We start from the raw sequence: 23,063 nt of genomic DNA on the forward strand, positions 1-23,063 counted from the left end.
TTTCACCCTCAGATCGGCAGGCGCGTCGGGCGCGCGTAATGATACCAGATCGCGATCATCATGCGCGTCATGGTGACGGCGGTGACGATGGTCGTCAGAATGCCGAGCGCGAGCGACACGGCGAAGCCGCGCACAGGGCCCGATCCGAGGAAATAGAGGATCGCTGCGGCGACGAACATAGTGACATTGGAGTCGACGATCGTCGCAAAGGCGCGGTTGAAGCCCGCGTCCAGCGAGGCGATGATCGAGCGTCCGCCGTGCTGCTCCTCACGGATGCGCTCGTAGATGAGCACGTTGGAGTCGACCGCCATGCCGATCGTCAGCACGATTCCGGCGATGCCGGGCAGCGTCAGCGTCGAGCCGAGCAGCACGAGGCCGGCGAAGATGAAGGCGATATGGACGAACAGCGCCAGATTGGCGAAGATTCCGAACACGCCATAGGTGATGAGCATATAGACGACGACGAGGCCCGCGCCGACGTAAGCTGCGCGCTTGCCGGCGTCGATCGAATCCTGGCCGAGGCCGGGGCCGACGGTGCGCTCCTCGATGATGTCGAGCTTGGCGGGCAGGGCGCCGGCGCGCAGCAGGATCGAGAGGTTGTTGGCCTGCTCGACAGTGAAATGGCCGGAGATTTGGCCGGAGCCGCCGGTGATCGGCTGCAGGATGCGCGGCGCCGAAATCACTTTGTTGTCGAGCACGATGGCGAAGAGCCGGCCGACATTCTTGGAGGTGACCTCGCCGAATTTCTGCGCGCCGCGAATGTTGAAGCGGAAGTTGACCACCGGCTCGCCGCCGCGCTGCGAGTCGAAGCCGGGCTGGGCGTCGGTCAGATCCTCGCCCTGCACCATGATCTGCTTCTCGATGGCGATCTTGCCCGGCTGGTCGACCTGGTCGAGCTCCTCGAGCTCGGACGGGCTCTGGCCCGGCTCGGCGACGAGGCGGAACTCCAGCTTGGCGGTTTGGCCGAGAATGGTCTTGAGCTGCTCGGGATCCTGCAGGCCGGGCACTTGGACGATGATTCGGTCGTCGCCCTCGCGCTGAATGCTGGGCTCGCGCGTGCCGAGCGCGTCGACGCGGCGGCGGATGACCTCGATCGACTGGTCGACGGCGTGGCGGACCTTGTCGGTTACGCCGGCGTCGGTGACGACGATCTGGACCAAGCCGTCGCCCGAATCGCGCACCTCCAGCGGCGCCGCGCCGCCGACGCGGGCGCCGGCGAAGCTATGCGCGAGATTGCGGAATTTCGGCAGCACTTTGGCGCGGTCGCCGGCGTCCGGGATGCGCAGCTGCACGCCGCGCGCCTGCGCGCCTATGCCGCCGGTGATGGCCACCTTCTCCTCGCGCAGGATGCGGCGGACGTCGTCGCGCAGATTGGTGACCTGCGTGTGCAGCACCGAGGCCTTGTCCACCTCCAGCATCACATAGGAGCCGCCCTGAAGGTCGAGGCCGAGCACGATGGTGCGCGGCTGCGCCCAGGAGGGCAGGGCGGCGGCCAGCGATTTCTGGCTCGCCGGCGCGAGCATGCTCGGGACGACGACGAGAATGGCGGCGAGCGTCAGCGCCAGAATCGCGATGATCTTCCAGGTGGCGAAGCGCAGCATGGATCGTCGGTCCTGTGAGGCGGGCCAGAGGGGCCCGGCGCCGGGGATCGGCGGCCGGGAATGGGCGGCGACGGCGCGTTACGAGCTAGCGCGTGGCCGCCTGGTCCTTCACCGGCTCGCCCTTGGCGCGCACCTCGGTAATGGCCTGGCGCAGCACGCGCACGCGGATGTTCTGGGCGAGCTCGACCTCGACCTCGGAGTCGTCGACCGTCTTGGTCACTTTGCCGATCAGCCCTCCGCTGGTGACGACAGTGTCGCCGCGCCGCACATTCTTGAGCGCGTCCTTCTGCTCCTTCGTGCGGCGCGCCTGCGGCCGCAGCACGATGAAATAGACGATCAAGGTGACGAACAGCAGCGGGATGAGCTGCGTGATCATATCGGGAGCCTGAGCCGCCGGGGGAGCGCCCGCATCCGGCGTCGCCTGCACCGTCGCGCTCGGCGGGACCGGCGGCGCCGAGGGGGCCGCGGGAACCGGAGGAACGGCGGGGGCGGGCGCCGCGGGAGGCGTCGCCGTGGGGGCGTCGGTCTGGGCTTGGGCGGTCTGGACCAATTTCATGTTCGATCTCTTGGAAGCGGCGCGCGCGCCTTCGTGCCGGCAGGAAGCCGCCTTGCAACGGGCGCGGACTATAGCCGGCCCTATCCCGAAATCAATGGCGGCCGGCGCCGCGCCGCAGCGCCTTCGGCGATAGGAATTCGGCGAGGTCTGTGCGACAACTCACAGTCGGCGGCCTCGGCGGGGGATTATGTCGCTTCTTGGAAGCATCGGGGCGGAGAGGCTCTGCACGCTTCACAGCGAAGGTGAGGAGATTTTCCGATGTTGCACAAATTATCGCTCGTCGTCGCTTTGGGCGCTGCTCTCGCGCTGCCGTCCGAGGCTTTTGCTCAGCATCACGGCGGCGGCCACGGCGACGGCGGTGGTGGTTGGCACGGCGGCGGTCACGGCGGCGGCGGTGGTTGGCACGGCGGTGGCGGCGGCGGTTGGCACGGGGGCGGCCATGGCGGCGGCTGGCATGGCGGCGGCCACGGCGGGGGCGGCTGGCACGGTGGCGGCCATGGCGGTTGGCACGGTGGCGGCCACGGCGGTTGGCACGGCGGCGGCTATGGCGGCGGCCACGGTTACGGACGCGGCCGCTATTGGCATGGGCGCTGGTATAATTATGGCGTCGGACCATGCTGGCGTTGGGCCGGCTATTGGGTCTGGGCCTGCTACTGAAGGGCTCGCGCCCCGCTCGGCGCTTTCAGGCGCCGAGCTCGCGGGCGAGGCCGCGCATGAAGTCGACGCAGGCCGCGAGCTCGCCCACTTCTATATATTCGTCCGGCTGATGCGCCTCGTCTATGCGGCCCGGGCCGCAGATCACGCTCGGAATGCCGGTCTGCTGGAAGTGCCCGGCCTCGGAGGCGTAGGGCACGGCTATGGTGCGATTGGCGCGGGCGAGCCGTAGCGCCAGAGTTTCCGCCGGCGAGCCGGGCTGCGGCGCGAGGCCCGGAACCTCCACCTCCATTCGAGTCTCGATGCCCGTTCCAGGGAAGGGGCCGAAGAATCGCTGCGTCAGCTCCGCCGAATAGGCGGCGAGCCGCTCCTCGACGATTCGGGGCGCGTCGGTTCCCGGCACGCCGCGCACCTCCCAATGGAAGGCGCAGTCCTTGGCGACGATATTGCGCGCCGTGCCGCCTTCTATCGCGCCGATATGCAGAGTGGAGTAGGGCGGGTCGAAGCGCCCGGTGGGATCGCCGGCCGCGACCAGCTCCTCGCCGAGTCGCAGCAGCTCCGCGCCGAGCAGCAGCGCCACATGCACTGCGCTGACGCCGCGATGCAGATTGGCGGAATGAATCTCATAGCCGCGGACCCTGGTGACGAAAGTCGTCACGCTCTTATGCGCGTCGGCCACTTGCATCGAGGTCGGCTCGCCGATGACGGCGGCCGCCGGCCGCGGCAGCTCATGGCCGAGGCGCCCCAGCAGATCGAGCGGCCCGAGGCAGGTCGTCTCCTCGTCATAGCTGAAGAAGATGTGGATCGGCCGCGTGAGCCCCGCCGCCTTGAACTCTGGGATCATGGCGAGGCAGACGGCCCCGAAGCCCTTCATATCGACGGCGCCGCGGCCGAGCAGCCGGTCGCCCTCGCGTCGCAGGGTAAAGGGGTCGGCGGTCCAATTCTGCCCCGTGACCGGCACCACATCGGTATGGCCCGAGAGCACGACGCCTCCCTCGATCGGCGGGCCGATCGTCGCGAACAGCGCCGCTTTGTCGCCCTTCTCATTGGGGGCGCGGATGAAAGGCACGTCCTGCTCGCGCAGATAGGACTCGACGAAGTCGATGAGCGCCAGATTGGACTTGGAGCTCTCGGTGTCGAAAGCGACGAGCCGACCGGTCAGCTCGATCGCGCGCTCGATCGTCGATATGTCCCGCTGCGACATTCGTCCGGCCTAGTTGAGGGTCGGCTTGGAGAGCGGGCTGTCCAGCGAGAAGGCCGGCACTTCTATGTCGAAGGTCTCGCCGTCCGGAGTGATCATCGTATAGCTTCCCTTCATCAGTCCCGAGGGCGTCGAGAGCGGACAGCCCGAGGCGTAGCGGAACGTCTCGCCGGGCTGGAGGATCGGCTGCTCGCCGACGACTCCGGGGCCTTTCACTTCCTCCCGACGCCCATAGGCGTCGATGATGATCCAATGGCGTGACAGCAATTGGACACGCTCTTTGCCGAGATTGGCGATCTCGATCGTATAGGACCAGACGAATCGATCGTTGGCGGGATCCGACTGCTCCGGCAGGAAGTCGGGCAGCGCAGTGACCTGAATGTCGCGTGTGACGGATATATACATGGGGCCTACTCTAGGACGCGGCGCGTCGAAGGTGAATGTGGATTGCGTCGGCGCCTGCTGTAAAAGCGGGCGCCGACCGACATCCGCATAGCAAAATCTGTGACATAATTGACACGGATCAAGGAAAAGCTTTTCCGTCCCGCATGAGTTCGATTGCCCGCATTGCGGCCGGCGCGTAGCCTCGGTCTGAGAAAAACTTCCCGAGCGGCGACGGGTGGCGATGCGTCGATTTTCTCTCCGGGGCATAGTGGCGGCTGTCGCCTTGGCGCTTCAGGCGCTGACGGCCGTCTATGCGTTCGGCGCTCCGCCCGCTGTGGCGCATGGCCGCGGCGATTCTGCCTATTGCGCGGCGATCGGCGGATCGAGCGACCGGCGCGCGCCGGCCGGGAGCCATAAGGACGCCGGCGCCTGCCTCGCGTGCCAGGGCTGCCTCGGCGGATTTTCACCCTTCCTTCCCTATTCTACGGCCGGCCACTCCCCGAATCGACGCAGCGTCGTCGCGGCGGATTGGACGCCCGGCGCGACGTTCGGATTCGGATTCGAGCTCACCGGAGCGCAGTGGGCCCGCGCGCCCCCCGCCCGCGACTGAGGCGACGCCGCGGCCGGAGCCGACGGCGCGAACAGAGACGGCCCGTCCCCGCGCCGGAGGCGTCGGCGGAACGCTGGCCTGTCGAACATCCAACACCGTCGAAGAGAGTCGCGCCGGTCCTCGAGGGCCGTCGGCCGCGACATGTCGAAAGCGCCCGCCCGAAGGCGCAGGAGGTCGAGAATGAACGATCATTTCCATTTGCTGCGCGGGGTCTCCGCTTGCGCGCTGGCCTTTTCGCTCGCCGCCGGCTCGGCGCGCGCGCAAGAGGCCCTTCCGTCGATCGACATCGCCGGCGATCAGAAGGCCGGACAGGGGCAGGGCTCCGCGCGCGGAGCCGAGGCGCCCGTGCGCCGCGCGATTCCCGATAATATCCCCGCCGTCGTGGAGAGCGTCACGCGCGCCGACATCGAGCGCTCGATCAATGTGATGACGACCGCCGAGACGATGAAATATCTGCCGAGCGTGCTGGTGCGCGAGCGCTTCATCGGCGACCGCAACGGCATTTTGCAGACGCGCGTGAACTCGCCGATCGCCGGCGCGCAGAATCTCGTCTACGCCGACAATGTGCTGATCTCGAACCTGCTCGGCAACAGCTTCAACACGGCGCCGCGCTGGGGCATGGTGTCTCCCGGCGAGATCGACCGCATCGATCTGATCTATGGCCCGTTCTCCGCCCTCTATCCCGGCAACTCCATGGGCGGCGTGATGACGATCACGACGCGCATGCCGGAGCAGTTCGAGGTGCATTTTTCCGGCAACGCCGGCCTGCAGCCCTATTCGCTCTATGGATCGAAGGAGCTGAATCTCGCCGGCGACATGAATATTCTCGTCGGCGACAAGATCAACGACTTCTCCTTCTGGGCCAGCTATGATCGGCTCGATGCGCAGGGGCAGTCGCAGACCTTCCCGGGCGGCAACGTCCGCACCGGCTCGGGCGCGCGCATATCGGGCGGCTACGCCGACATCGACCAGGCGGGCAATCCGCGCTTCGTCGGCGGCGCCAATCAGGCCGACCATTCCGAGCAGCATATGGGCAAGATCAAGCTCGACTACGAGCTCGCGCCCAAGATTCACGCCACCTATCAGCTCGGCTTCTGGTCGCTGATCGACAACACTTATCCGACGACCTACATTCGCGACGCCAATGGCGTGCCGATCTACAATACGCAGAACGGCAATGTGCAGGTCGGCAACGCCGTCTTCCCCTTCACCGTCAATCCGAGCCATGGCAACGCCGCGCATCTGATGCAGGCGCTGTCGCTGAAGTCCGACACCAAGGGCGTCTTCGACTTCGATTTCTCGGGCACGTCCTATAATTTCTTGCGCGACTACAATAATACGGCGCGCGCCTACGGCTTGCTGCCCAACGCCGCGGGAACCTCCTATTCGATCAATCCGAGGGGCTCCAACACCAATCAGACCGGCACCTTCTGGCGCACATTCGACGCGCGCGGGATCTGGCGCCCCGAATGGACCGATTTCGGCAAGCACGAGGTCTCGATCGGCGCGCATTGGGATATTTATTCGCTGGCGCAGACGCAGACGAACACCAATGTCTTCACCGACAATTATTACAACTCCATCCAGGCGATAAACCTCGGCAAGACGGAGACCAAGGCGCTCTATTTCCAAGACGTCTGGTGGTTCGCGCCCAAATGGAAGCTCACTTTCGGCGGACGCGAGGAGTTCTGGAGCGCCTTCGGCGGCGTCAACAACACGCTCGGCCAGAGCTATGCGCCGGGCTTCGCCGGCTATCCGCCCATGCTCGTCACGCCGCCGACGCTGCCCGCCGTCGCGAAATCGGCCTTCTCGCCCAAGGCGGCGATCGAATATCAGGTCTTCCCCGATTTCACGCTGCGCGGCTCGATCGGACGCTACTATCGCTTCCCCACCGTGCTCGAGCTGTTCCAGAACATTTCCGGACCCAGCTCGATCTCGATCAGCAATCCGACTCTGCAGCCGGAGAGCGGAACCTCCTATGATCTGACCGGCGAATATGTGACGAATGATGTGTTCGACGGCCTCATCGGCCAAGCGCGGCCACGCATCTCGATGTTCATGGACCATCGCTGGAGCGCGATCGTCTCGCAGACCGACTTCACCACCGGCATAGGCGTCTCGCAGAACTCCAATGTCGGCAAGGCGATCTTCCGCGGCGTCGAAGCCGCCGTCGTGCTGAAGGATGTCGTCTGGCAGGGGCTCGACTTCAACGGCAGCGTGACTTTCACCGACGCCAAGGTCGTCTCCGACTATCAGCAGCCCTGGGTGCAGGGGATGCAATATCCGCGCATTCCGCGCATCCGCATCCGCGCCGTCGCCTCCTATGCGCCGACCGAGGAGTTTTCCGTCGCGGCGGGCGTGCGCTATGCGACGGGCGCCTTCGTCAGCCTCAACAACAACGACTTCAATCACGATAATTACGGCAGCGTGGACAGCGAATATCTCGTCTTCGACGCCAAGGCGACCTACAAGCTCACCAAGGAATGGACGCTCAACGCCGGCGTCGACAACATCGGCCGCTGGAAATATTACGTCAATCCGAACCCCTATCCACAGCGCACCTATTTCCTCGGTCTGAAATATGACTTCGGCGGCCCGGCGAGCGGGATGTTCTCCGACGTCAAGCTCGGCGCGAAATAGAGCGCTTATCCGCTCGAACGGATATCGGAAACGGGTCGAGCCGTGATCGAAACGACGGCGGGGAGCGGATGCTGCGGCGCATCACATTCCCCGCCGCTCGGTCTCTTGCCCCGCGGGGTGAATTGCTACAGACTTTCGCCCCGTCGCAGGCAGGAGCGTTCATGCGCCGAAATTTGGCGAGCATTATCTTGTTTTCGTTGGCGTTGGCCATTCAGGCCATTGCGCCGGCGACGGCAGGGCTCGTCCAGTCCTCGCTCGCTCCGGGGCAGATTTGCGCGACTTTCGCCGATGTCTCGGCCGTTGCGTCGGTCACTCCCGCGGGCCACGCCGAGGCGGGGCCTCGGCTCTGCGATCTCTGCGCTATGTGCTGCGGCGGCGCGGCTCCGCTAGCGGCGCGTCCCGATATCACGGCTGTCGCTTCGCCGGACTGGGTCTCGGCCGAATGGGCGGCGCCGGTCCGCCGTGCGGCGGCTTTCCAGCCGGATCATGCGCGGCGGGCGCGGGCGCCGCCTCTCTCCATCTGATTTTCCAACCGACGCCGACCGCCCGTATCGCTCGCGGGCGTCGGCCATCGTTTCGAAAAAAGATGATGCGTCGCAATAGGCGGCGCGGGGAGGGGATTAAGTGTTTCGATTTTCGATGAACAGTCGCGCCGGGCTCGGCGCGTTCATTCGCGATTTTCTGCGGACGCTCGCCGGCGAGCGGCGCGCCTTCGGCGTTTTCGAGACGCGCAGCGCGATCATCATCCCGCTGCCGCAGCGAGAGGCGGCGCCGGAGCCGCAACCGGCGCCCGTGATCGCCGCGCGGCGCAGTGGCCGCCTGATCGACCTCGAGCGCCGCGCCAAATTCGGCCAGTTCGGCTCCTGACGCCTCAGCCGCGCGCGGCGGCGAGGCCGCGCGCCAGATCGTCGATGAGATCATCGGCGTCCTCGAGCCCGACCGAGAGACGCAGCAGCCCGTCGCCGACGCCGATGCGCGCCCGCGCTTCCGGCGTCAGTCGCTGATGCGTCGTCGTCGCCGGATGGGTGACGAGGCTCTTGGCGTCGCCGAGATTGTTGGAAATTTTGACGATTTCCAGCGCGTTGGCGAGGCGGAAGGCCGCCGCCTTGCCGCCCGCGACATCGAAGGTCACCAGCGTGCCGCCGCCCGTCATCTGCCGCCGCGCCAGCTCCGCCTGCGGGTGATCGGCGCGGAAGGGATAGAGAACGCGGGAAATCTCCTTCTGCTCGGCGAGGAAATCGGCGATTTTCGCCGCGCTCGCCGTCTGCTGCGCGACGCGCAGCGGCAGAGTCTCCAGCGCTTTCAGCATGGTCCAGGCGTTGAAGGGCGACAGCGCCGGCCCGGTCTGGCGCAGGAAATTGTGGATATTCTCCTCGATCAGCGCCTGCGACGCGAGAATGACGCCGCCGAGGCAGCGGCCCTGGCCGTCTATGTGCTTCGTCGCCGAATAGACGACGACGTCCGCGCCGAGCTCGAAGGGCTTTTGCAGCAGAGGCGTCGCGAAGACATTGTCGACGACCAGCCGCGCCCCGGCCTCATGGGTGATATCTGCGATGGCGCGAATATCATAGACCTCGAGGCCGGGATTGGTCGGGCTCTCGAGGAAGAACAGCTTCGTCTCCTTACGGACGGCGGCCTTCCACTCCTCGAGATTCGCGCCGTCGACCAAAGTCGAGGCGACGCCGAAGCGCGGCAGCAGATCCTCGACCACATAGAGACAGGAGCCGAACAGCGCCCGCGCCGCGACGATATGATCGCCCGCCCGCAGCTGCGCGAGCAGGGCGGCGGTGACGGCGGCCATGCCGCTCGCCGTGGCGCGCGCGGCCTCGGCGCCCTCGAGCAGGCACATGCGCTGCTCGAACATTGCGACGGTCGGATTGGAGAAGCGCGAATAGATGAAGCCCGGATCCTCGCCATTGAAGCGGGCCTCGGCGGCCTCCATGGTCGGATAGGCGAAGCTCTGCGTGAGGAACATCGCCTCGGACAATTCGCCGAATTGGGAGCGCAGCGTCCCGCCATGCACGAGCCGGGTGGCCGGACGCAGCTTCTTCTTGTCGTCGCTCAATCTTCGTCTCCCCGTGCGGCGCGCGAGACGCGCCACGGCGGCAAAAAAAGCGGATTTCACGAGGAAACCCGGCCTTTTAGCGCCTTTTTTTAACGTGGCGGCAAGCCGGCCGGCTCAAAGAACCACGCGTTCGTTTAACAGAATGCCCCGAAGGACGCGGCCAAGTCAACTTCGGCGGCGTTTCCTATGTGGTCTTGGCGTCTTCGTGGTTTTTTCACCTCTAAGACGCAAAGGACACGAAGGCGCGGGGCGTGTAAGGTTCCGCGACGAGTGAACGCATGTGATAGAGGAGTCTCGATGGCGTCCGCGCCGAACGCCGCCGTTTACGGCGTGCTCTCTTGCGAGCAGATCCGCGAATTGGCGGCCGCGGGCGTCGTTCTCGCGACACGGCCGATCGAGGATGGCCAGCACCAGCCGGCGAGCCTCGATCTGCGGCTCGGCCCCACGGCCTATCGCGTGCGCGCGAGCTTTCTTCCCGGAAAGCGCCGCAGCGTCGAGGCGCTGCTCGCCGAGCTCACCTATGACGAGATCGGCCTGGAAGGCGAGGGCGCCGTGCTCGAGCGCGGCTGCGTCTATGTGATCCCGCTTCTGGAGAGCCTCGCCTTGCCGCCGGATGTTTCCGGCGTCGCCAACCCCAAGAGCTCGACCGGGCGGCTCGATATCTTCACCCGCCTCATCACCGACGACACGGAAATCTTCGATCATGTCGCGGCGGGCTATCGCGGGCGCCTCTATGCGGAAGTCTCGCCGCGCAGCTTCAGCGTGCGCGTGCGCCAGGGCTCGCGGCTCGACCAGCTGCGCCTTCGTCGGCGCGATCCGGGGACGGAGCTGACGCTCTCCGACGCGGCGCTCGCGGCCGAGCATGCGCGCGCGCCGCTCGCCGATGGCGAGCTGACCCTGCGCGACGGCCTCATCCTGCGCGTCGCGCTCGACGGGCTCGGCGATGTCGTCGGCTATCGCGCGCAGAAACATACGGATGTGATCGACGTCGATCGCGTCGATCATTACGCGGTCGAGGATTATTGGGAGCGGCTGACGCCGCGGCGCGGACGCAAGCTCATCCTCGATCCGAATGAATTCTATATTCTCGCCTCGCGCGAGCGCATCCGCATCCCCTCGCATCTCTCGGCCGAGATGATGGCGATCGACCCGGCCATGGGCGAGTTCCGCGTCCATTACGCCGGCTTCTTCGATCCGGGCTTCGGCTATGGCGAGTCCGGGCGGCCAGGCAGCCGCGCGGTGCTGGAGGTGCGCAGCCATGACGTGCCTTTCATTTTGGAGGACGGGCAGGTCATCGGTCGGCTCGTGTATGAGCCCATGGCCGCGGAGCCGAAGATTCTCTATGGTCAGGGCGGGGTCTCCAATTATCAGGGGCAGGAGCTGAAGCTCTCCAAACATTTCAAGGTGCCGTGAGCGCGTCCTTCTCGCGGCTGGTCGGAGACCTGAGATGTTGCTCCCGAGCGCTCATCACATTTTTGTGATTCCGGGCTGTCTGCTGCTGGTTCTGGCGTCTTTCAATCTGCTCCGCTACAGAAGTTGGGGCCGGGCGACGGGAACGATAGTGAAACGCGAGACGCTTCCTGGCGAGGTCATCGACGATCTGATCGAGATCGCCTATGTCATACACGGTCGCCGATATGTTTCTGAGGTCCAGCAAACCTTCGGCGGCGTGCGTAATGCCGCCGAAACGAACGACGAGATCGAATTGAGCTATGATCCGCTGAATCCAGGCCGATGCATGGCGTATGCGCCGGCCGACAATATCTTCAAAATCGCCATTGCAATCGTCATGATTCTCGTCTGAAGCGGCGCGACAGCGCGCCGCCTCGATTTTTGTCGAGAAACTGCAATAGTTCGGTGAGATCAAAAGTGGCGGAGCCTTCATTATGATCCGCGACGCTCTCACGCCGTTCGTCGCGATGACGACGCCCGCATTTCGAACGCTAGATGTGGTGACATGGACAAAGGCATGGCCGAGGCCCGCTCCATCGTCGACGCCGCAGGGCTCGAGGCTCTGCTCGAGGCTCTGCGTCAGCGCGGCTATTCGCTCATCGGCCCCACCGTGCGCGACGAGGCGATCGTCTATGACGAGATCGCGACGCTGAATGATCTGCCGCGCGGCGTCGGCGACGAGCAGGACGGCGGCCATTATCGCCTGACGCGTCGCAATGACGAGGCGCTGTTCGGCTATGTCGTCGGCCCGCAATCCTGGAAGAAATTCCTGCATCCGCCCGTGCTGCGCCTGTGGAGCGCGCGGCGCGAGGGCGACGAGCTGCGCGTCGAGGCCGAGCCTCAGACACATGAGAAATTCGCCTTCATCGGCGCGCGCTCCTGCGAGCTGCACGCCATCGCCATTCAGGACCGCGTCTTCCTCGGCGGAGATTACATCGACCCGCATTATCGCGCGCGGCGCGAGGATGTCTTCCTCGTCGCGGTGAATTGCGGCGTCGCCGGCGGCGCGTGCTTCTGCGTCTCGATGGATACGGGGCCGAAGGCGACGATGGGTTTCGATCTCGCGCTGACCGAGATCGTCGCCGGACGCTCCTTTCTCGTCGAGGCGGGGACGGAGGCGGGCAGGGCGCTGCTGGAGACATTGCCGCATCGCGCCGCGACCACCGGCGAGATCGAGGAGTCCGAGGCGATTCTCGCGGGGACGGCGGCCAATATGGGCCGCAGCCTCGAGGCCGGCGATGTGCGCGAGCTGCTCGCGCGCAATCTCGATCATCCGCGCTGGGACGATGTCGCGTCGCGCTGCCTCGCCTGCACCAATTGCACAATGGTCTGTCCGACCTGCTTTTGCACGAGCGTCGAGGACACGAGCGATCTCGTCGGCGTCGAGAGCGCGCGCTCGCGGCGTTGGGATTCCTGCTTCACGCTGGATTTTTCCTATATTCACGGCGGCAGCGTTCGGCAGAGCGTGAAATCGCGCTATCGGCAATGGATGACGCATAAGCTCTCCACCTGGCATGACCAGTTCGGAACCTCGGGCTGCGTCGGCTGCGGACGCTGCATCGTCTGGTGCCCGGTCGGCATAGACCTCACCGAGGAAGCGCGCGCCATTCGCGAAAGCGACGCGCAGAAAGACGCGACATGATCGAGAGCATCGAGCATATCGTCAAAGAGCACCGATTTTTCGCCGGAATGGATGCGGGAATCGTCCAGCTCGTCTCCGGCTGCGCCAAGAATGCGCGCTTCGACCCCGGACAATATCTCTTCCACGAAGGCGATGGCGCCGATTGGTTCTATCTGCTGCGCAATGGCCGCGTCGCCATCGAGCTGCGCGATCCCGCGCGCGGCGCCGTGACCTTGCAGACACTGCGTGAGGGCGAGCTCTGCGGCCTCTCCTGGCTCGTGCCGCCCTATCGCTGGACCTATGACGCGCGCGCGATCGATCTCGTGCGCGCCATCGCCGTCGACGCCGCCTGCCTGCGTCGCAAGAGCGAGGCCGATCCGCGGCTCGGCTATGAGATGATGAAGCGCTTCATGCCGCCGCTGCTCGAGCGGCTGCAGGCGGCGCGATTGCAGATGATCGACATTTATGGCGCCCATGGCTGACCCATATCCGACGGCGCGCGCCGCCGACTCCATCGTTCCGCCCATGGTTCCGCGCGTCGCGCGTATCGCCAAGCGCCGGCGCGAGATCGCCGATGTCGTGACCTTGGAAATCGAAGGCGGCGCATTCGATTTCGCGCCCGGGCAGTTCAACATGCTCACCGCCTTCGGCGTCGGCGAGGCGGCGATCAGCGTCAGCGGCGATCCTGCGGATGGCGCGCGTCTCATTCATACGATCCGCGCCGTCGGCGCCGTCTCACGCGCGCTCACCGAGCTGCATCCGGGCGAGCCGATCGGCCTGCGTGGACCTTTCGGGCGCGGCTGGCCGATGCAGGAGGCGCAAGGGCGCGATGTGATCGTCGTCGCCGGCGGGCTCGGCCTCGCGCCGCTGCGTCCGGCGCTCTATCGCTTATTCGCCGAGCGCGAGAAATATGGCCGCATCGTGCTGCTTTTCGGCGCGCGCAGCCCGCAGGATATTCTCTTTCGCGACGAGCTCGAGGACTGGCGCGGCCGCCTCGATGTCGAGGTGGAGGCGACGGTCGATCATGCGCGCGGCGACTGGCGCGGCAATGTCGGCGTGGTGACGTCGCTGATCTCGCGCACGAGCTTCGATCCCTCGCGCACGCTCGCAATGCTCTGCGGGCCGGAGATCATGATGCGCTTCGTCGCCAATGCCTTCATCGAGATGAGCGTCCCGCAAGAGCGCATCTATCTCTCCATGGAGCGCAATATGAAATGCGCGATCGGCTGGTGCGGCCATTGCCAATTCGGACCGGTCTTCATCTGTCGCGACGGGCCGGTGTTTCCCTATTCGCAATTGCGTGGCCTCATTGCGAAAAAGGAAATCTGATATGAGCGCGCAACATCACGCGCCGCGGCTCGCCGTGTGGAAATTCGCCTCTTGCGATGGCTGCCAGCTCAGCCTGCTCGATTGCGAGGACGAGCTGCTCGCCGTGGCGCAGGCGCTGGACATTGCCTATTTTCCCGAGGCGACGCGCGCGCCGATCCGCGGCAATTATGATCTCTCGCTCGTCGAAGGCTCGATCACCACGCCGCATGACGCGGAGCGCATACAGGATGTGCGACGACGCTCGCGCGCGCTCGTCACCATCGGCGCCTGCGCGACCGCCGGCGGCATACAGGGCCTGCGCAATTTCGCCGATGTCCGCGACTATGCATCCATCGTCTATGCGCGGCCGGATTATATCCATACGCTCGCGACGTCGACGCCGATCGCCGATCATGTGAAGGTCGATTTCGAGCTGCGCGGCTGTCCGATCGACAAGGGTCAGCTGATCGAGGTGATCTCGAGCTTTCTCGCCGGCCGCAAGCCCGCGACGCCGGCGCATAGCGTCTGCCTGCAATGCAAGCTGAAGGGCAATGTCTGCGTGATGGTGGCGCATGGGACGCCCTGCCTCGGGCCCGTCACTCATGCGGGCTGCGGCGCGCTGTGTCCGTCTTACGATCGCGGCTGCTACGGCTGCTTTGGTCCAATGGAGGCCCCCAATGCGCCCTCGCTGAGCGCGCAGCTCTCGGCGCTCGGCATGGATGAGGAGGCGTTGCGCCGCGTCTATCGCACGTTCAACGCCGATGCCGAGGCCTTCCGCAAAGAGAGCGAACGCCATGACGACTAGAACGATTTCGGTCGGCGCGCTGGCGCGGGTGGAGGGCGAGGGCGGGCTCGAGATCGTCCTGCGCGATGGCGTGGTGAAGAGCGCGGCGCTGAACATTTTCGAGCCGCCACGCTTTTTCGAGGCGCTGATCCGCGGGCGCGCCTTCACCGAGGCGCCGGACATAGCGGCGCGCATCTGCGGCATTTGTCCCGTCGCCTATCAGATGAGCGCGGTCCATGCCATGGAGGATGCGCTCGGCGTCCGCGTGACCGGGCCGCTGCGCGATCTGCGGCGCCTGCTCTATTGTGGTGAATGGATCGAGAGCCACATGCTGCATGTGCATATGCTGCATATGCCCGATTTTCTCGGCTATGCCGGCGGCGTCGAGATGGCGCGCGATCATGGCGATGTCGTGCGGAGGGGACTCGCGATCAAAAAGGCCGGCAACGAGATCATGACGCTCGTCGGCGGGCGCGAGATTCATCCGATCAATGTGCGCGTCGGCGGCTTCTATCGCGCGCCGCGCAAGCGCGAGCTGCGCGCGCTCTGCGAGCGGCTCGAGCAGGCGCTGAGCCAGGCGCTGGAGGTCGTGCGCTTCGTCGCCGGATTCGATTTTCCAGATTGCGCGCGCGATTATGTCTTCGTGGCGCTACGTCACGAAGGCGAATATCCGTTCAACGAGGGTCGCATCGTGTCGAGCCGCGGGCTAAACATCGCCGCGCGCGAGTTCGACGCGCATTTCGAGGAGTTCCACGTCGAGCGCTCGACGGCGCTGCATGCGCGCATGCGCCACGGCGATGAGGCCTATCTCACCGGCCCGCTCGCCCGCTATGCGCTGAATTTCGAGGCTCTGTCTGTGCTCGCGCGACAGGCGGCGCAGGAGGCGGGCCTCGGATCTGTGTGTTCCAATCCGTATCGCAGCATCATCGTGCGCGCGGTCGAGACCGTCTATGCGCTCGACGAGGCGCTGCGCATCATCGCGCGCTATGAGGAGCCCGATGCGCCCTGCGTCGCGATCGAGCCGCGCGCCGGCGTCGGCCATGCGGCAACGGAAGCGCCGCGCGGCATGCTCTATCACCGCTATCGCCTCGAGGCGGATGGAACGATCGCCGAGGCGGTCATCACGCCGCCGACCTCGCAGAATCAGGGGACGATCGAGGAGGATTTGAAGAGCCTCGTCGGCGGCTTTCTCGATCTGCCGGAGGAGGAGCTGCGCCATCGCTGCGAGCAGACGGTGCGCAATCATGATCCCTGCATCTCCTGCTCGACGCATTTTCTGCGGCTCGACATCCATCGGGGGTGAGATGGAGCGTCGAATCGTCCTGTGCATCGGCAATCCGGATCGGGGCGACGACTCGATCGGCCGCCGCGTCGCGGCCCTTCTCCGGAGCGCCATGGCGGAGCTCGAGGTGGTCGAATGCATCGGCGAGGCGACGCTCGTCCTCGATGCGCTCGAGGGGGCGCTCGTGGCGATCATCGTCGACGCCTCTCTTTCCGGGGCGGCGCCCGGGACAGTGCGGCGCTTTGACCTCCATGGCGAGCGACCGGCGCTTTCGGGCGATATCGGCTGGTCGAGCCATGGCTTCGGCCTCGCCGAGGCGATCGGCCTCGCGCGCGCGCTCGGCGGACTTCCTCCCGTTTGCGTTCTGTTCGCGATCGAGGGGGTGAGCTTCGCGCCGGGCGCGGCTTTGTCGGCAGGGGCGGCGGCGGGCGCAGCGGAGGCCGCGCGCCTGATCCTGGCGGAGTGCGCGCCCGATCGGCAACTTTCCGGGCAGGCGTCGTCCTTCGACGGAAAAATCGACCGACCTTGCCCACGCGACGGAAAAACCCTATAGGATAAGCTATCTTCAGGCGGTTCGCGGGCGTAGTTCAGTGGCAGAACGACAGCTTCCCAAGCTGTATGTCGTGGGTTCGATTCCCATCGCCCGCTCCATTTTGCGCAGTTCGTTTCGACAGCGCTTCCTTTTCGACCGCCTCTCTCGAATACGTCGCTTGTTTTCGTAGCGGAGACGGTCGGAAAGTTTCATCCGGATCGTGTGACCATGGCGGATTGTCTCCCGACGTTGCTGCTGATGCATTCCTGTGTCTTCGCCGTTCTGGGCGCCTTTCTCTTTCTCATCTGGCGCGAAGATCTGGAGGCCACAGAATATCGCTGGTGGTGTGCGGCTCAGTTCGCGATCAGCGTGGGCCTCGCTCTGCTGTCGTTTCGCGAATCCTATCCTCTTCTCGCGATCGGGCTCGGCAATGCGATCACTCTTTGGGGAGTCGGGCTGGTCTGGGGCGGGGCGCGCGTTTTCAGCGGCCGACCCGTGGATATGCGGCTGGTGCTCGTCGGCGGCGCGATCTGGCTTCTCTTCTTCTCCTTGAGCGTCGACGCCGTTCGCATCGTCGACCGCTGCGCGATCTCCGCCGTCTACGCCTTCCTGCTCGCCGACGAATTCGGCTCGTTTCGCCGACAACGCACTTTGACGCTGCAGGCGACGACCGTGCTCGCCGCCGCGCATGCCTGTTTCGGGGCTATCGTCGCTGTCGTGGTGGTGGTGTTGATGGCTCGCGGCAACTTTTTCGATCCGAGGCCCTTCGTCGTCGCCATCTCCGTGGAGGGGCTGAGCTACGGACTCCTGCTGGGCTTCGCGCTGCTGGCGGTGACGAAGGAGCGGGCCGTTGCGCGCCAGCGGTCCATGGCGGCGACCGACCCGCTGACCGGGCTCTCCAACCGGCGCAGCTTCGATCACAACGCCGATGTGGTGATCCGCAATTCGCGCGACGAAGGCGATTCCGCTCTGCTCATCTTCGATCTCGATCGGCTGAAGGCGATCAATGACAGTTTCGGCCATTCGATGGGCGACCGCGCCTTGACCACCTTCGGCGAGGTGGCGGCCAAGAGCATTCGCAACGAGGATTTTCTGGCGCGCATCGGCGGCGACGAATTCGCGCTTCTGCTGACGCGCGTCGACAGCGCGCGGGCCGTCGCGGTGGCCGAGCGCATTCGTTCGGCCTATGGCTCCGCCGCGGCGGCGCTCGGCGACGGCCTCGCCTCCGTCAGCGTCGGCATCGCGCTCTCCGGGCGTGAGACGCCCGATCTCTCCGCGCTGAAAGAGGCCGCCGACAAGGCGCTCTATGTCGCCAAATCGGGCGGCCGCAATCAAGTCTTCGTCGCGCAGCGATAATCGCTGCCCGCTCGAAAAATCAGATCAGCCCGCCCATGCGCTCGATGAAGGCGGCGATCGTGTCGAGCCCGACATTCTCCTTCAGATTGGCGAAGACGAAGGGCCGCTCGCCGCGCATGCGGCGGGCGTCGCGGTCCATCACCTCGAGCGAGGCGCCGACCAGCGGCGCGAGGTCGATCTTGTTGATGATGAGAAGGTCGGAGCGCGTGATGCCGGGGCCGCCCTTGCGCGGAATCTTGTCACCGGCCGAGACGTCTATGACATAGAGCGTGATGTCGGCCAGCTCCGGGCTGAAGGTGGCGGCGAGATTGTCGCCGCCGCTCTCGATGAGGATCAGATCGAGGTCCGGAAATTTGCGGTTCATCTCGGCGACAGCCGCGAGATTGGCGGAGGCGTCCTCGCGGATCGCCGTATGCGGACAGCCGCCGGTCTCGACGCCGATGATGCGATCGGGCGCGAGCGCCCCGGAGCGGGTGAGAAACTCGGCGTCCTCTTTCGTGTAGATGTCATTGGTGATCGCGGCGAGGCGATATTTGTCGCGCAGCGCTTTGCAGAGCCGGTCCATCAGCGCCGTCTTGCCGGAGCCGACGGGGCCGCCGACGCCGACGCGCAAGGGGCCATGGGGAGAGCGGGGCGCGGTCATGAGCGGAACAGCCTCGTATATTGCGTTTCGTGACGCATGGACGCGATGTCTATGCGCAGGGCGGAAGTGGAGAGCATGTCGAGCGGCGCTTCTTGCGCGACGTGCGCGGCGCGGGTGACGATGGGCGCGAGGGCGGCGAGCGCCAGCAGTCCGTCGGTCTGGCCGAGCGGGATGAGCCGCACGCCGGCGGAGACGAGATTGGCGGCGAAGGCCTGCGCAAAAGCGATGAGCGCGGCCTCGAGCGGCGCACCCGCCATCGCCGCGCCGACGGCGACGGGAAAGGCGATCTCGTCGCCGCGGCGCTGCGCCAGCGCGTCGAGTGGCGTCCCGGGAAAAGCGGCGCATGTGGCGCGCGCAAAGGCCGCGCCCTGATGGCGCGATTCGAGCGCCGTTTCAGCGCTGCCGCGCCAAGCGGCGGCGAGATCGGCGACGTCGTCGAGGGCGTCGGCGTCATCCGTGCGCGCGGCGCGCCAGCTCGCTGCGAGGAAGACGAGATCGCTCCAGCCTCCGCCCTTTTCGAGCGCCGCGCCAATGTAGGATTCGAGGTCGCCGCGGTTGCCGACGTCGCTGGTCTCCACGGCCCATTCCAGCCCGTGACTGAAAGCGAAGCCGCCGACCGGATAGGCCGGCGACATCCATGTCAACAGCTTTAGGAGCCAGTCGCAGGGCTCAACCATGTCCATGTCCATGACCATGAGCGTGGCCATGTTCGTGGTGACGATCGTGATTATGATGATGGTTATGACCATGCGTCGCATGACCGTCATAGGCGCCGCCTTCCGGATCGAAGGGCAGCTCGCGGCGTGTCGCGACGCCGCCCAGCCCATCGACCATGGCGGCGATCACCGCATCCTCGCGAATGACGAGTCGATCGGCGAAAATCTGAATGGCGAGATGGCGGTTGCCGAGATGATAGGCGAGGCGCGCGAGTCCGGCCGTCCCCGCCCGAATTTCGAGAACCGACTCCTGCTTCGCCACCACGCGGATCACCGAGCCGTCCTCGAGCGCGAGCCCGTCGCCGTCGGCGAGCCGCGCCGCTTCGGCGAGATCGAGCAGAAAGGGCTCGCCCTGATCGCTGGTCAGGCTGCGCCGCCTGCGATGCCGCTCGTCCCAGTCGAGAGTCGCGGTTCCGCGCTCGCGCTTCTTGTCCCAGCTTCCGGCGAGAAGAACATGAGCCGCTCGCATCTTCGCCTCCTCAGAACAGGAAATAGCGTTGCGCCATCGGCAGAACCGCCGCCGGCTCGCAGGTCAAGAGCTCGCCGTCGGCGCGCACTTCGTAAGTTTGCGCATCGACCTCGATCTTCGGCGTCGCGTCATTGAGGATCATGCTGCGCTTGGAAATCCCGCCGCGCGTGTTGGTCACGACATGCAGCGGCCGTTCGAGCCCATATTTCTGCGCGACAGACGCCTCCCGCGCGGCGCGGCTGACGAAGGTGACGCAGCTCTGCGTGAGGCTGCGGCCGAAGCCCGCGAACATCGGCCGATAATGCACGGGCTGCGGCGTCGGTATGGAGGCGTTGGGATCGCCCATCGCCGCCATCGCAATGCTGCCGCCCTTCAATATGAGATCCGGCTTCACGCCGAAGAAGGCCGGCGACCACAGCACGAGATCGGCGAGCTTGCCCGGCTCGATCGAGCCGACGAGATCGGCGATTCCATGCGCTATGGCGGGGTTGATCGTATATTTCGCCACATAGCGGCGGGCGCGAAAATTATCATTGCCGGCGCCGTCGCCGGCGAGCTTGCCGCGCTGTCGGCGCATCTTGTCGGCCGTCTGCCAGCAGCGGATGATGACCTCGCCGACGCGGCCCATCGCCTGGCTGTCGGAGGAATACATGGAGAGCGCGCCGAGATCGTGGAGAATATCCTCCGCCGCGATCGTCTCCTTGCGAATGCGGCTCTCGGCGAAGGCGATGTCCTCGGGAATCTTCGGGTCGAGATGATGGCAGACGAGCAGCATGTCGAGATGCTCGTCGAGCGTGTTGATGGTGTACGGGCGCGTCGGATTGGTGGAGGAGGGGAGCACATTGGGCTCGCCCGCCACTTTGATGATATCCGGCGCATGGCCGCCGCCGGCGCCCTCCGTATGAAAGGCGTGAATGGTGCGGCCCTTGAAGGCGGCGATCGTCGCCTCGACGAAGCCGCTCTCATTCAGCGTGTCGCTGTGCAGCGTGACCTGCACGTCATATTCGTCGGCGACGGTCAGCGCGCAATCGATCGCCGCCGGGCTGGAGCCCCAATCCTCATGCAGCTTGAGGCCGATCGCGCCGGCCTCGATCATCTCGACGAGCGCGCGCGGCTGGCTGGCGTTGCCCTTGCCGAAAAAGCCGAGATTGACCGGCAGCCCCTCGGCAGCCTGCAGCATGCGCCTCAAATGCCAGGGGCCGGGCGTGCATGTCGTCGCCTTTGTCCCCTCGGCGGGGCCAGTGCCGCCGCCGAGCATTGTGGTGACGCCGCTCGCCAGCGCTTCCTCGCACTGCTGCGGGCAGATGAAATGGATGTGCGTGTCTATGCCGCCGGCGGTGACGATGCGGCCTTCGCCGGCGATGATCTCCGTGCCCGGCCCGATGATGATATCGACGCCGGGCTGAACATCGGGATTTCCCGCCTTGCCGATGCGCGCGATGCGCCCATTGACGATGCCGATATCGGCTTTGATGATGCCCCAATGATCGAGGATCACGGCATTGGTGATGACGGTGTCGACAGCGCCTTCTGCATTGGAGCGTTGGCTCTGGCCCATGCCATCGCGGATGACCTTGCCGCCCCCGAATTTCACCTCCTCGCCATAGATGGTGCAGTCGCGCTCGATCTCGATCAAAAGCTCCGTATCGGCGAGGCGAATGCGATCGCCCACCGTCGGGCCGAACATTCCGGCATAGGCGCGCCGGGATATTTTATTCGCCATCGCGCCCCTCCAGCGGTCCCATCACCGCGCCATTGAATCCATAGACCGCGCGCTCGCCGGCATAAGGAACGAGCGTGACGATGCGCGTCTGACCCGGCTCGAATCGCACCGCCGAGCCGGCCGGAATGTCGAGCCGCATGCCGCGCGCCTTGGCGCGATCGAATTGCAGTGCGCTATTGGTCTCGCCGAAATGATAATGCGAGCCGACCTGGATCGGCCGGTCGCCCGTGTTGGCGACGGCGAGCGAGATGGTCGCGCGGCCTTCGTTGAGGATGATCTCGCCCTCTGCGGGAATGATCTCGCCCGGTATCATCGGATCGGCTCGTGAACGGTGACGAGCTTCACGCCATCCGGGAAGGTCGCCTCGACCTGCACCGCCTCGATCATCTCGGCCACTCCCTCCATCACCTGCTCGCGCGTCAGCACGCTCGCGCCTCGAGTGCGCAGCTCCGCCACCGAACGTCCGTCGCGCGCGCCTTCGACGACGAAATCGGTGATGAGCGCGACCGCCTCCGGATAGTTGAGCTTGGCGCCCCGCTCGAGGCGCCGGCGCGCCACCATCGCCGCCACGGCGACGAGCAGCTTGTCTTTTTCGCGCGGCGTCAGATGCATTCCGCGTCCTCCCACTTGCTTATCTAAAGAGCGAGTCTGAAGGCTCGCGGTCCAAGGACCCGCGCCCGGACCGCGAGCCTTCAGGCTCGCACCCCCGGCGCAGCTATTCAATTCATCCACAGACGCGGCGCGCCGCCTCGCCCGCCCGTCGCGAGCGGCCGTAGAGCCGCCAGCGCCTCGACGAGCATGAGGCGCAGCCGCGACGCATCATCCTCGAGGAAGCGCAGCAGCAGGACTCCATTGACGAGGCTCGCGGCCCCGGCCGCGCAATCGCGCGCCAGCGGCAGCAAATCTGCGACCATCGGCCCGGCGACGACGATCGTCGCATAGCCCGCGGCGTCTCCAATTCCGAAAGGCGCGTCACGATGCGCGGCGATATCACCCTCGAGGCCGATGGCGTCGGCCCAGACCAGCTTGCCGTCGATGCGCAGCATCCAGGCGTCGCGCAAGGCGCCATGGCTCAGCCATTCGCCGCTCGCGCGGCGGCCGAAGAGAATGGTTTCGACGCCGAGAAATCGCGCGCTCGGCGCGAGGTCTACGTCGATGCATCGGCGCAACCGCGCGCCGTCGAAGAGGATCGTCTCCTGCGGCAGCCATTCCAGCCGCGCGTCCTCGCCGCAACGAAGATGCGTGACGATCTCGGCGTCCTCGCCGGCGGAGCGATAGATTTTCTCGGCCGCTGGCGTGGTGATCGTCAGCGCGGCGCCGGCCTCGACTTCTATGTTCAGCGCATAGTGATCGCCGCCGACGACTCCGCCGCCAGTGTTGACGATCGCCGCCTCGGGCGCCTCATGAGGCTCGACGGCGGGAAACAGCGCCCTCAGCGGCGCCTCCTGCGCCAGATGTCGCAACCG

At 65.8% G+C, this 23,063-nt stretch carries 26 protein-coding genes, 1 tRNA gene and 1 riboswitch; of the genes, 15 read left to right on the forward strand and 12 right to left on the reverse strand.

Annotation, left to right across the window (positions count from 1 at the left end; translation table 11 throughout):
- Nucleotides 1-8 precede the first annotated feature (8 nt).
- On the reverse strand, nucleotides 9-1,601 hold the full coding sequence (gene secD, locus IY145_RS18365; RefSeq protein WP_196409527.1) for a protein translocase subunit SecD: 1,593 nt from the start codon (nucleotides 1,599-1,601) through the stop codon (nucleotides 9-11).
- Nucleotides 1,602-1,686: 85 nt separating this feature from the next.
- Nucleotides 1,687-2,157: a preprotein translocase subunit YajC gene (gene yajC, locus IY145_RS18370; protein ID WP_196409528.1), complete on the reverse strand. Its 471-nt coding sequence runs from the start codon at nucleotides 2,155-2,157 to the stop codon at nucleotides 1,687-1,689.
- Nucleotides 2,158-2,415: 258 nt separating this feature from the next.
- On the opposite strand from yajC, the gene IY145_RS18375 reads away from it, so the two are divergent.
- Entirely contained in the window at nucleotides 2,416-2,814 is a 399-nt protein-coding gene (locus tag IY145_RS18375) for a hypothetical protein (RefSeq protein WP_196409529.1), read from the forward strand.
- Nucleotides 2,815-2,839: 25 nt separating this feature from the next.
- On the opposite strand, the gene argE is transcribed toward IY145_RS18375, so the two are convergent.
- On the reverse strand, nucleotides 2,840-4,015 hold the full coding sequence (argE, locus tag IY145_RS18380) for an acetylornithine deacetylase (RefSeq protein ID WP_196409530.1): 1,176 nt from the start codon (nucleotides 4,013-4,015) through the stop codon (nucleotides 2,840-2,842).
- 9 nt (nucleotides 4,016-4,024) lie between these two features.
- Nucleotides 4,025-4,417, reverse strand: a complete 393-nt coding sequence (apaG, locus tag IY145_RS18385) for a Co2+/Mg2+ efflux protein ApaG (RefSeq protein ID WP_196409531.1) — start codon at nucleotides 4,415-4,417, stop codon at nucleotides 4,025-4,027.
- 220 nt (nucleotides 4,418-4,637) lie between these two features.
- On the opposite strand from apaG, the gene IY145_RS18390 reads away from it, so the two are divergent.
- From IY145_RS18390 to IY145_RS18405, 4 genes are all read left to right on the forward strand, one after another.
- Nucleotides 4,638-5,006, forward strand: coding sequence for a hypothetical protein (locus IY145_RS18390; RefSeq protein WP_196409532.1), 369 nt, complete (start codon nucleotides 4,638-4,640; stop codon nucleotides 5,004-5,006).
- A 180-nt stretch (nucleotides 5,007-5,186) separates the two neighbouring features.
- Nucleotides 5,187-7,646 (forward strand): TonB-dependent receptor, encoded by a 2,460-nt coding sequence (locus IY145_RS18395; protein ID WP_246722094.1) that lies wholly within the window; start codon nucleotides 5,187-5,189, stop codon nucleotides 7,644-7,646.
- 161 nt (nucleotides 7,647-7,807) lie between these two features.
- Nucleotides 7,808-8,170 carry a hypothetical protein gene (locus IY145_RS18400; RefSeq protein ID WP_196409534.1) on the forward strand — a complete coding sequence of 121 codons (363 nt, stop codon included), beginning with the start codon at nucleotides 7,808-7,810 and terminating at the stop codon, nucleotides 8,168-8,170.
- A 100-nt stretch (nucleotides 8,171-8,270) separates the two neighbouring features.
- Nucleotides 8,271-8,513 carry a hypothetical protein gene (locus IY145_RS18405; protein WP_196409535.1) on the forward strand — a complete coding sequence of 81 codons (243 nt, stop codon included), beginning with the start codon at nucleotides 8,271-8,273 and terminating at the stop codon, nucleotides 8,511-8,513.
- A 4-nt stretch (nucleotides 8,514-8,517) separates the two neighbouring features.
- Here IY145_RS18405 and IY145_RS18410 read toward each other — a convergent pair whose 3' ends face one another.
- Nucleotides 8,518-9,711, reverse strand: coding sequence for an O-succinylhomoserine sulfhydrylase (locus IY145_RS18410; protein ID WP_196409536.1), 1,194 nt, complete (start codon nucleotides 9,709-9,711; stop codon nucleotides 8,518-8,520).
- Nucleotides 9,712-9,767: 56 nt separating this feature from the next.
- Nucleotides 9,768-9,847: riboswitch (SAM riboswitch) on the reverse strand.
- Nucleotides 9,848-10,008: 161 nt separating this feature from the next.
- On the opposite strand from IY145_RS18410, the gene IY145_RS18415 reads away from it, so the two are divergent.
- The 10 genes from IY145_RS18415 to IY145_RS18460 all read left to right on the forward strand — a co-directional run bounded on the left by IY145_RS18415 (nucleotide 10,009) and on the right by IY145_RS18460 (nucleotide 18,046).
- Nucleotides 10,009-11,124: a 2'-deoxycytidine 5'-triphosphate deaminase gene (locus IY145_RS18415; RefSeq protein ID WP_196409537.1), complete on the forward strand. Its 1,116-nt coding sequence runs from the start codon at nucleotides 10,009-10,011 to the stop codon at nucleotides 11,122-11,124.
- A 34-nt stretch (nucleotides 11,125-11,158) separates the two neighbouring features.
- Complete coding sequence (locus IY145_RS18420) at nucleotides 11,159-11,515, forward strand: hypothetical protein (protein ID WP_196409538.1); 357 nt, start codon at nucleotides 11,159-11,161, stop codon at nucleotides 11,513-11,515.
- A gap of 153 nt (nucleotides 11,516-11,668) precedes the next feature.
- Complete coding sequence (locus IY145_RS18425) at nucleotides 11,669-12,805, forward strand: 4Fe-4S dicluster domain-containing protein (RefSeq protein ID WP_196409539.1); 1,137 nt, start codon at nucleotides 11,669-11,671, stop codon at nucleotides 12,803-12,805.
- Nucleotides 12,802-13,266 carry a cyclic nucleotide-binding domain-containing protein gene (locus IY145_RS18430; protein ID WP_196409540.1) on the forward strand — a complete coding sequence of 155 codons (465 nt, stop codon included), beginning with the start codon at nucleotides 12,802-12,804 and terminating at the stop codon, nucleotides 13,264-13,266. The genes IY145_RS18425 and IY145_RS18430 overlap by 4 nt, the downstream gene beginning before the upstream one ends.
- Nucleotides 13,259-14,113 (forward strand): FAD/NAD(P)-binding protein, encoded by an 855-nt coding sequence (locus IY145_RS18435; protein WP_312030608.1) that lies wholly within the window; start codon nucleotides 13,259-13,261, stop codon nucleotides 14,111-14,113. Before IY145_RS18430 ends, IY145_RS18435 begins: the two co-directional genes overlap by 8 nt.
- Before the next feature lies 1 nt (nucleotide 14,114).
- Nucleotides 14,115-14,897 (forward strand): oxidoreductase, encoded by a 783-nt coding sequence (locus IY145_RS18440; RefSeq protein ID WP_196409542.1) that lies wholly within the window; start codon nucleotides 14,115-14,117, stop codon nucleotides 14,895-14,897.
- On the forward strand, nucleotides 14,887-16,179 hold the full coding sequence (locus IY145_RS18445; RefSeq protein ID WP_196409543.1) for a Ni/Fe hydrogenase subunit alpha: 1,293 nt from the start codon (nucleotides 14,887-14,889) through the stop codon (nucleotides 16,177-16,179). The genes IY145_RS18440 and IY145_RS18445 overlap by 11 nt, the downstream gene beginning before the upstream one ends.
- 1 nt (nucleotide 16,180) lies before the next feature.
- Entirely contained in the window at nucleotides 16,181-16,711 is a 531-nt protein-coding gene (locus IY145_RS18450) for a hydrogenase maturation protease (RefSeq protein ID WP_196409544.1), read from the forward strand.
- Between the two features lie 23 nt (nucleotides 16,712-16,734).
- Nucleotides 16,735-16,809 (forward strand) — tRNA-Gly (locus IY145_RS18455).
- A gap of 109 nt (nucleotides 16,810-16,918) precedes the next feature.
- The gene (locus IY145_RS18460; RefSeq protein ID WP_196409545.1) at nucleotides 16,919-18,046 is read left to right on the forward strand and encodes a diguanylate cyclase; all 1,128 of its coding nucleotides are present in this window, start codon (nucleotides 16,919-16,921) and stop codon (nucleotides 18,044-18,046) included.
- A gap of 19 nt (nucleotides 18,047-18,065) precedes the next feature.
- On the opposite strand, the gene ureG is transcribed toward IY145_RS18460, so the two are convergent.
- From ureG to IY145_RS18495, 7 genes are all read right to left on the reverse strand, one after another.
- Nucleotides 18,066-18,689, reverse strand: coding sequence for an urease accessory protein UreG (ureG, locus tag IY145_RS18465; protein ID WP_196409546.1), 624 nt, complete (start codon nucleotides 18,687-18,689; stop codon nucleotides 18,066-18,068).
- Nucleotides 18,686-19,366 (reverse strand): urease accessory protein UreF, encoded by a 681-nt coding sequence (locus IY145_RS18470; protein ID WP_246722095.1) that lies wholly within the window; start codon nucleotides 19,364-19,366, stop codon nucleotides 18,686-18,688. The genes ureG and IY145_RS18470 overlap by 4 nt, the downstream gene beginning before the upstream one ends.
- Nucleotides 19,359-19,874 carry an urease accessory protein UreE gene (locus tag IY145_RS18475; RefSeq protein WP_196409547.1) on the reverse strand — a complete coding sequence of 172 codons (516 nt, stop codon included), beginning with the start codon at nucleotides 19,872-19,874 and terminating at the stop codon, nucleotides 19,359-19,361. The genes IY145_RS18470 and IY145_RS18475 overlap by 8 nt, the downstream gene beginning before the upstream one ends.
- 10 nt (nucleotides 19,875-19,884) lie before the next feature.
- Nucleotides 19,885-21,597 (reverse strand): urease subunit alpha, encoded by a 1,713-nt coding sequence (gene ureC, locus IY145_RS18480; protein WP_196409548.1) that lies wholly within the window; start codon nucleotides 21,595-21,597, stop codon nucleotides 19,885-19,887.
- Nucleotides 21,587-21,910: an urease subunit beta gene (locus IY145_RS18485; RefSeq protein ID WP_196409549.1), complete on the reverse strand. Its 324-nt coding sequence runs from the start codon at nucleotides 21,908-21,910 to the stop codon at nucleotides 21,587-21,589. Before IY145_RS18485 ends, ureC begins: the two co-directional genes overlap by 11 nt.
- Entirely contained in the window at nucleotides 21,907-22,209 is a 303-nt protein-coding gene (locus tag IY145_RS18490; RefSeq protein WP_026598472.1) for an urease subunit gamma, read from the reverse strand. The genes IY145_RS18485 and IY145_RS18490 overlap by 4 nt, the downstream gene beginning before the upstream one ends.
- A 107-nt stretch (nucleotides 22,210-22,316) precedes the next feature.
- The gene (locus IY145_RS18495) at nucleotides 22,317-23,060 is read right to left on the reverse strand and encodes an urease accessory protein UreD (protein ID WP_196409550.1); all 744 of its coding nucleotides are present in this window, start codon (nucleotides 23,058-23,060) and stop codon (nucleotides 22,317-22,319) included.
- Between the last annotated feature and the right edge of the window lie 3 nt (nucleotides 23,061-23,063).

Origin of the sequence: Methylosinus sp. H3A (assembly GCF_015709455.1) — a bacterium.
Classification (GTDB): Bacteria; Pseudomonadota; Alphaproteobacteria; order Rhizobiales; family Beijerinckiaceae; genus Methylosinus.

What these genes read in the sequence shown, in the direction of transcription:
- IY145_RS18460 (WP_196409545.1), top strand. Translation starts at nt 16,919, where the DNA reads ATGGCGGATTGTCTCCCGACGTTGCTGCTGATGCATTCCTGTGTCTTC.
- IY145_RS18475 (WP_196409547.1), bottom strand. Translation starts at nt 19,874, where the DNA reads ATGCGAGCGGCTCATGTTCTTCTCGCCGGAAGCTGGGACAAGAAGCGC.
- apaG (WP_196409531.1), bottom strand. Translation starts at nt 4,417, where the DNA reads ATGTATATATCCGTCACACGCGACATTCAGGTCACTGCGCTGCCCGAC.
- secD (WP_196409527.1), bottom strand. Translation starts at nt 1,601, where the DNA reads ATGCTGCGCTTCGCCACCTGGAAGATCATCGCGATTCTGGCGCTGACG.
- IY145_RS18430 (WP_196409540.1), top strand. Translation starts at nt 12,802, where the DNA reads ATGATCGAGAGCATCGAGCATATCGTCAAAGAGCACCGATTTTTCGCC.
- yajC (WP_196409528.1), bottom strand. Translation starts at nt 2,157, where the DNA reads ATGAAATTGGTCCAGACCGCCCAAGCCCAGACCGACGCCCCCACGGCG.
- IY145_RS18490 (WP_026598472.1), bottom strand. Translation starts at nt 22,209, where the DNA reads ATGCATCTGACGCCGCGCGAAAAAGACAAGCTGCTCGTCGCCGTGGCG.
- IY145_RS18425 (WP_196409539.1), top strand. Translation starts at nt 11,669, where the DNA reads ATGGACAAAGGCATGGCCGAGGCCCGCTCCATCGTCGACGCCGCAGGG.
- IY145_RS18445 (WP_196409543.1), top strand. Translation starts at nt 14,887, where the DNA reads ATGACGACTAGAACGATTTCGGTCGGCGCGCTGGCGCGGGTGGAGGGC.
- IY145_RS18375 (WP_196409529.1), top strand. Translation starts at nt 2,416, where the DNA reads ATGTTGCACAAATTATCGCTCGTCGTCGCTTTGGGCGCTGCTCTCGCG.
- IY145_RS18415 (WP_196409537.1), top strand. Translation starts at nt 10,009, where the DNA reads ATGGCGTCCGCGCCGAACGCCGCCGTTTACGGCGTGCTCTCTTGCGAG.
- argE (WP_196409530.1), bottom strand. Translation starts at nt 4,015, where the DNA reads ATGTCGCAGCGGGACATATCGACGATCGAGCGCGCGATCGAGCTGACC.
- ureG (WP_196409546.1), bottom strand. Translation starts at nt 18,689, where the DNA reads ATGACCGCGCCCCGCTCTCCCCATGGCCCCTTGCGCGTCGGCGTCGGC.
- IY145_RS18400 (WP_196409534.1), top strand. Translation starts at nt 7,808, where the DNA reads ATGCGCCGAAATTTGGCGAGCATTATCTTGTTTTCGTTGGCGTTGGCC.
- IY145_RS18420 (WP_196409538.1), top strand. Translation starts at nt 11,159, where the DNA reads ATGTTGCTCCCGAGCGCTCATCACATTTTTGTGATTCCGGGCTGTCTG.
- IY145_RS18470 (WP_246722095.1), bottom strand. Translation starts at nt 19,366, where the DNA reads ATGGTTGAGCCCTGCGACTGGCTCCTAAAGCTGTTGACATGGATGTCG.
- IY145_RS18450 (WP_196409544.1), top strand. Translation starts at nt 16,181, where the DNA reads ATGGAGCGTCGAATCGTCCTGTGCATCGGCAATCCGGATCGGGGCGAC.
- IY145_RS18440 (WP_196409542.1), top strand. Translation starts at nt 14,115, where the DNA reads ATGAGCGCGCAACATCACGCGCCGCGGCTCGCCGTGTGGAAATTCGCC.
- IY145_RS18395 (WP_246722094.1), top strand. Translation starts at nt 5,187, where the DNA reads ATGAACGATCATTTCCATTTGCTGCGCGGGGTCTCCGCTTGCGCGCTG.
- IY145_RS18435 (WP_312030608.1), top strand. Translation starts at nt 13,259, where the DNA reads ATGGCTGACCCATATCCGACGGCGCGCGCCGCCGACTCCATCGTTCCG.
- IY145_RS18390 (WP_196409532.1), top strand. Translation starts at nt 4,638, where the DNA reads ATGCGTCGATTTTCTCTCCGGGGCATAGTGGCGGCTGTCGCCTTGGCG.
- IY145_RS18485 (WP_196409549.1), bottom strand. Translation starts at nt 21,910, where the DNA reads ATGATACCGGGCGAGATCATTCCCGCAGAGGGCGAGATCATCCTCAAC.
- ureC (WP_196409548.1), bottom strand. Translation starts at nt 21,597, where the DNA reads ATGGCGAATAAAATATCCCGGCGCGCCTATGCCGGAATGTTCGGCCCG.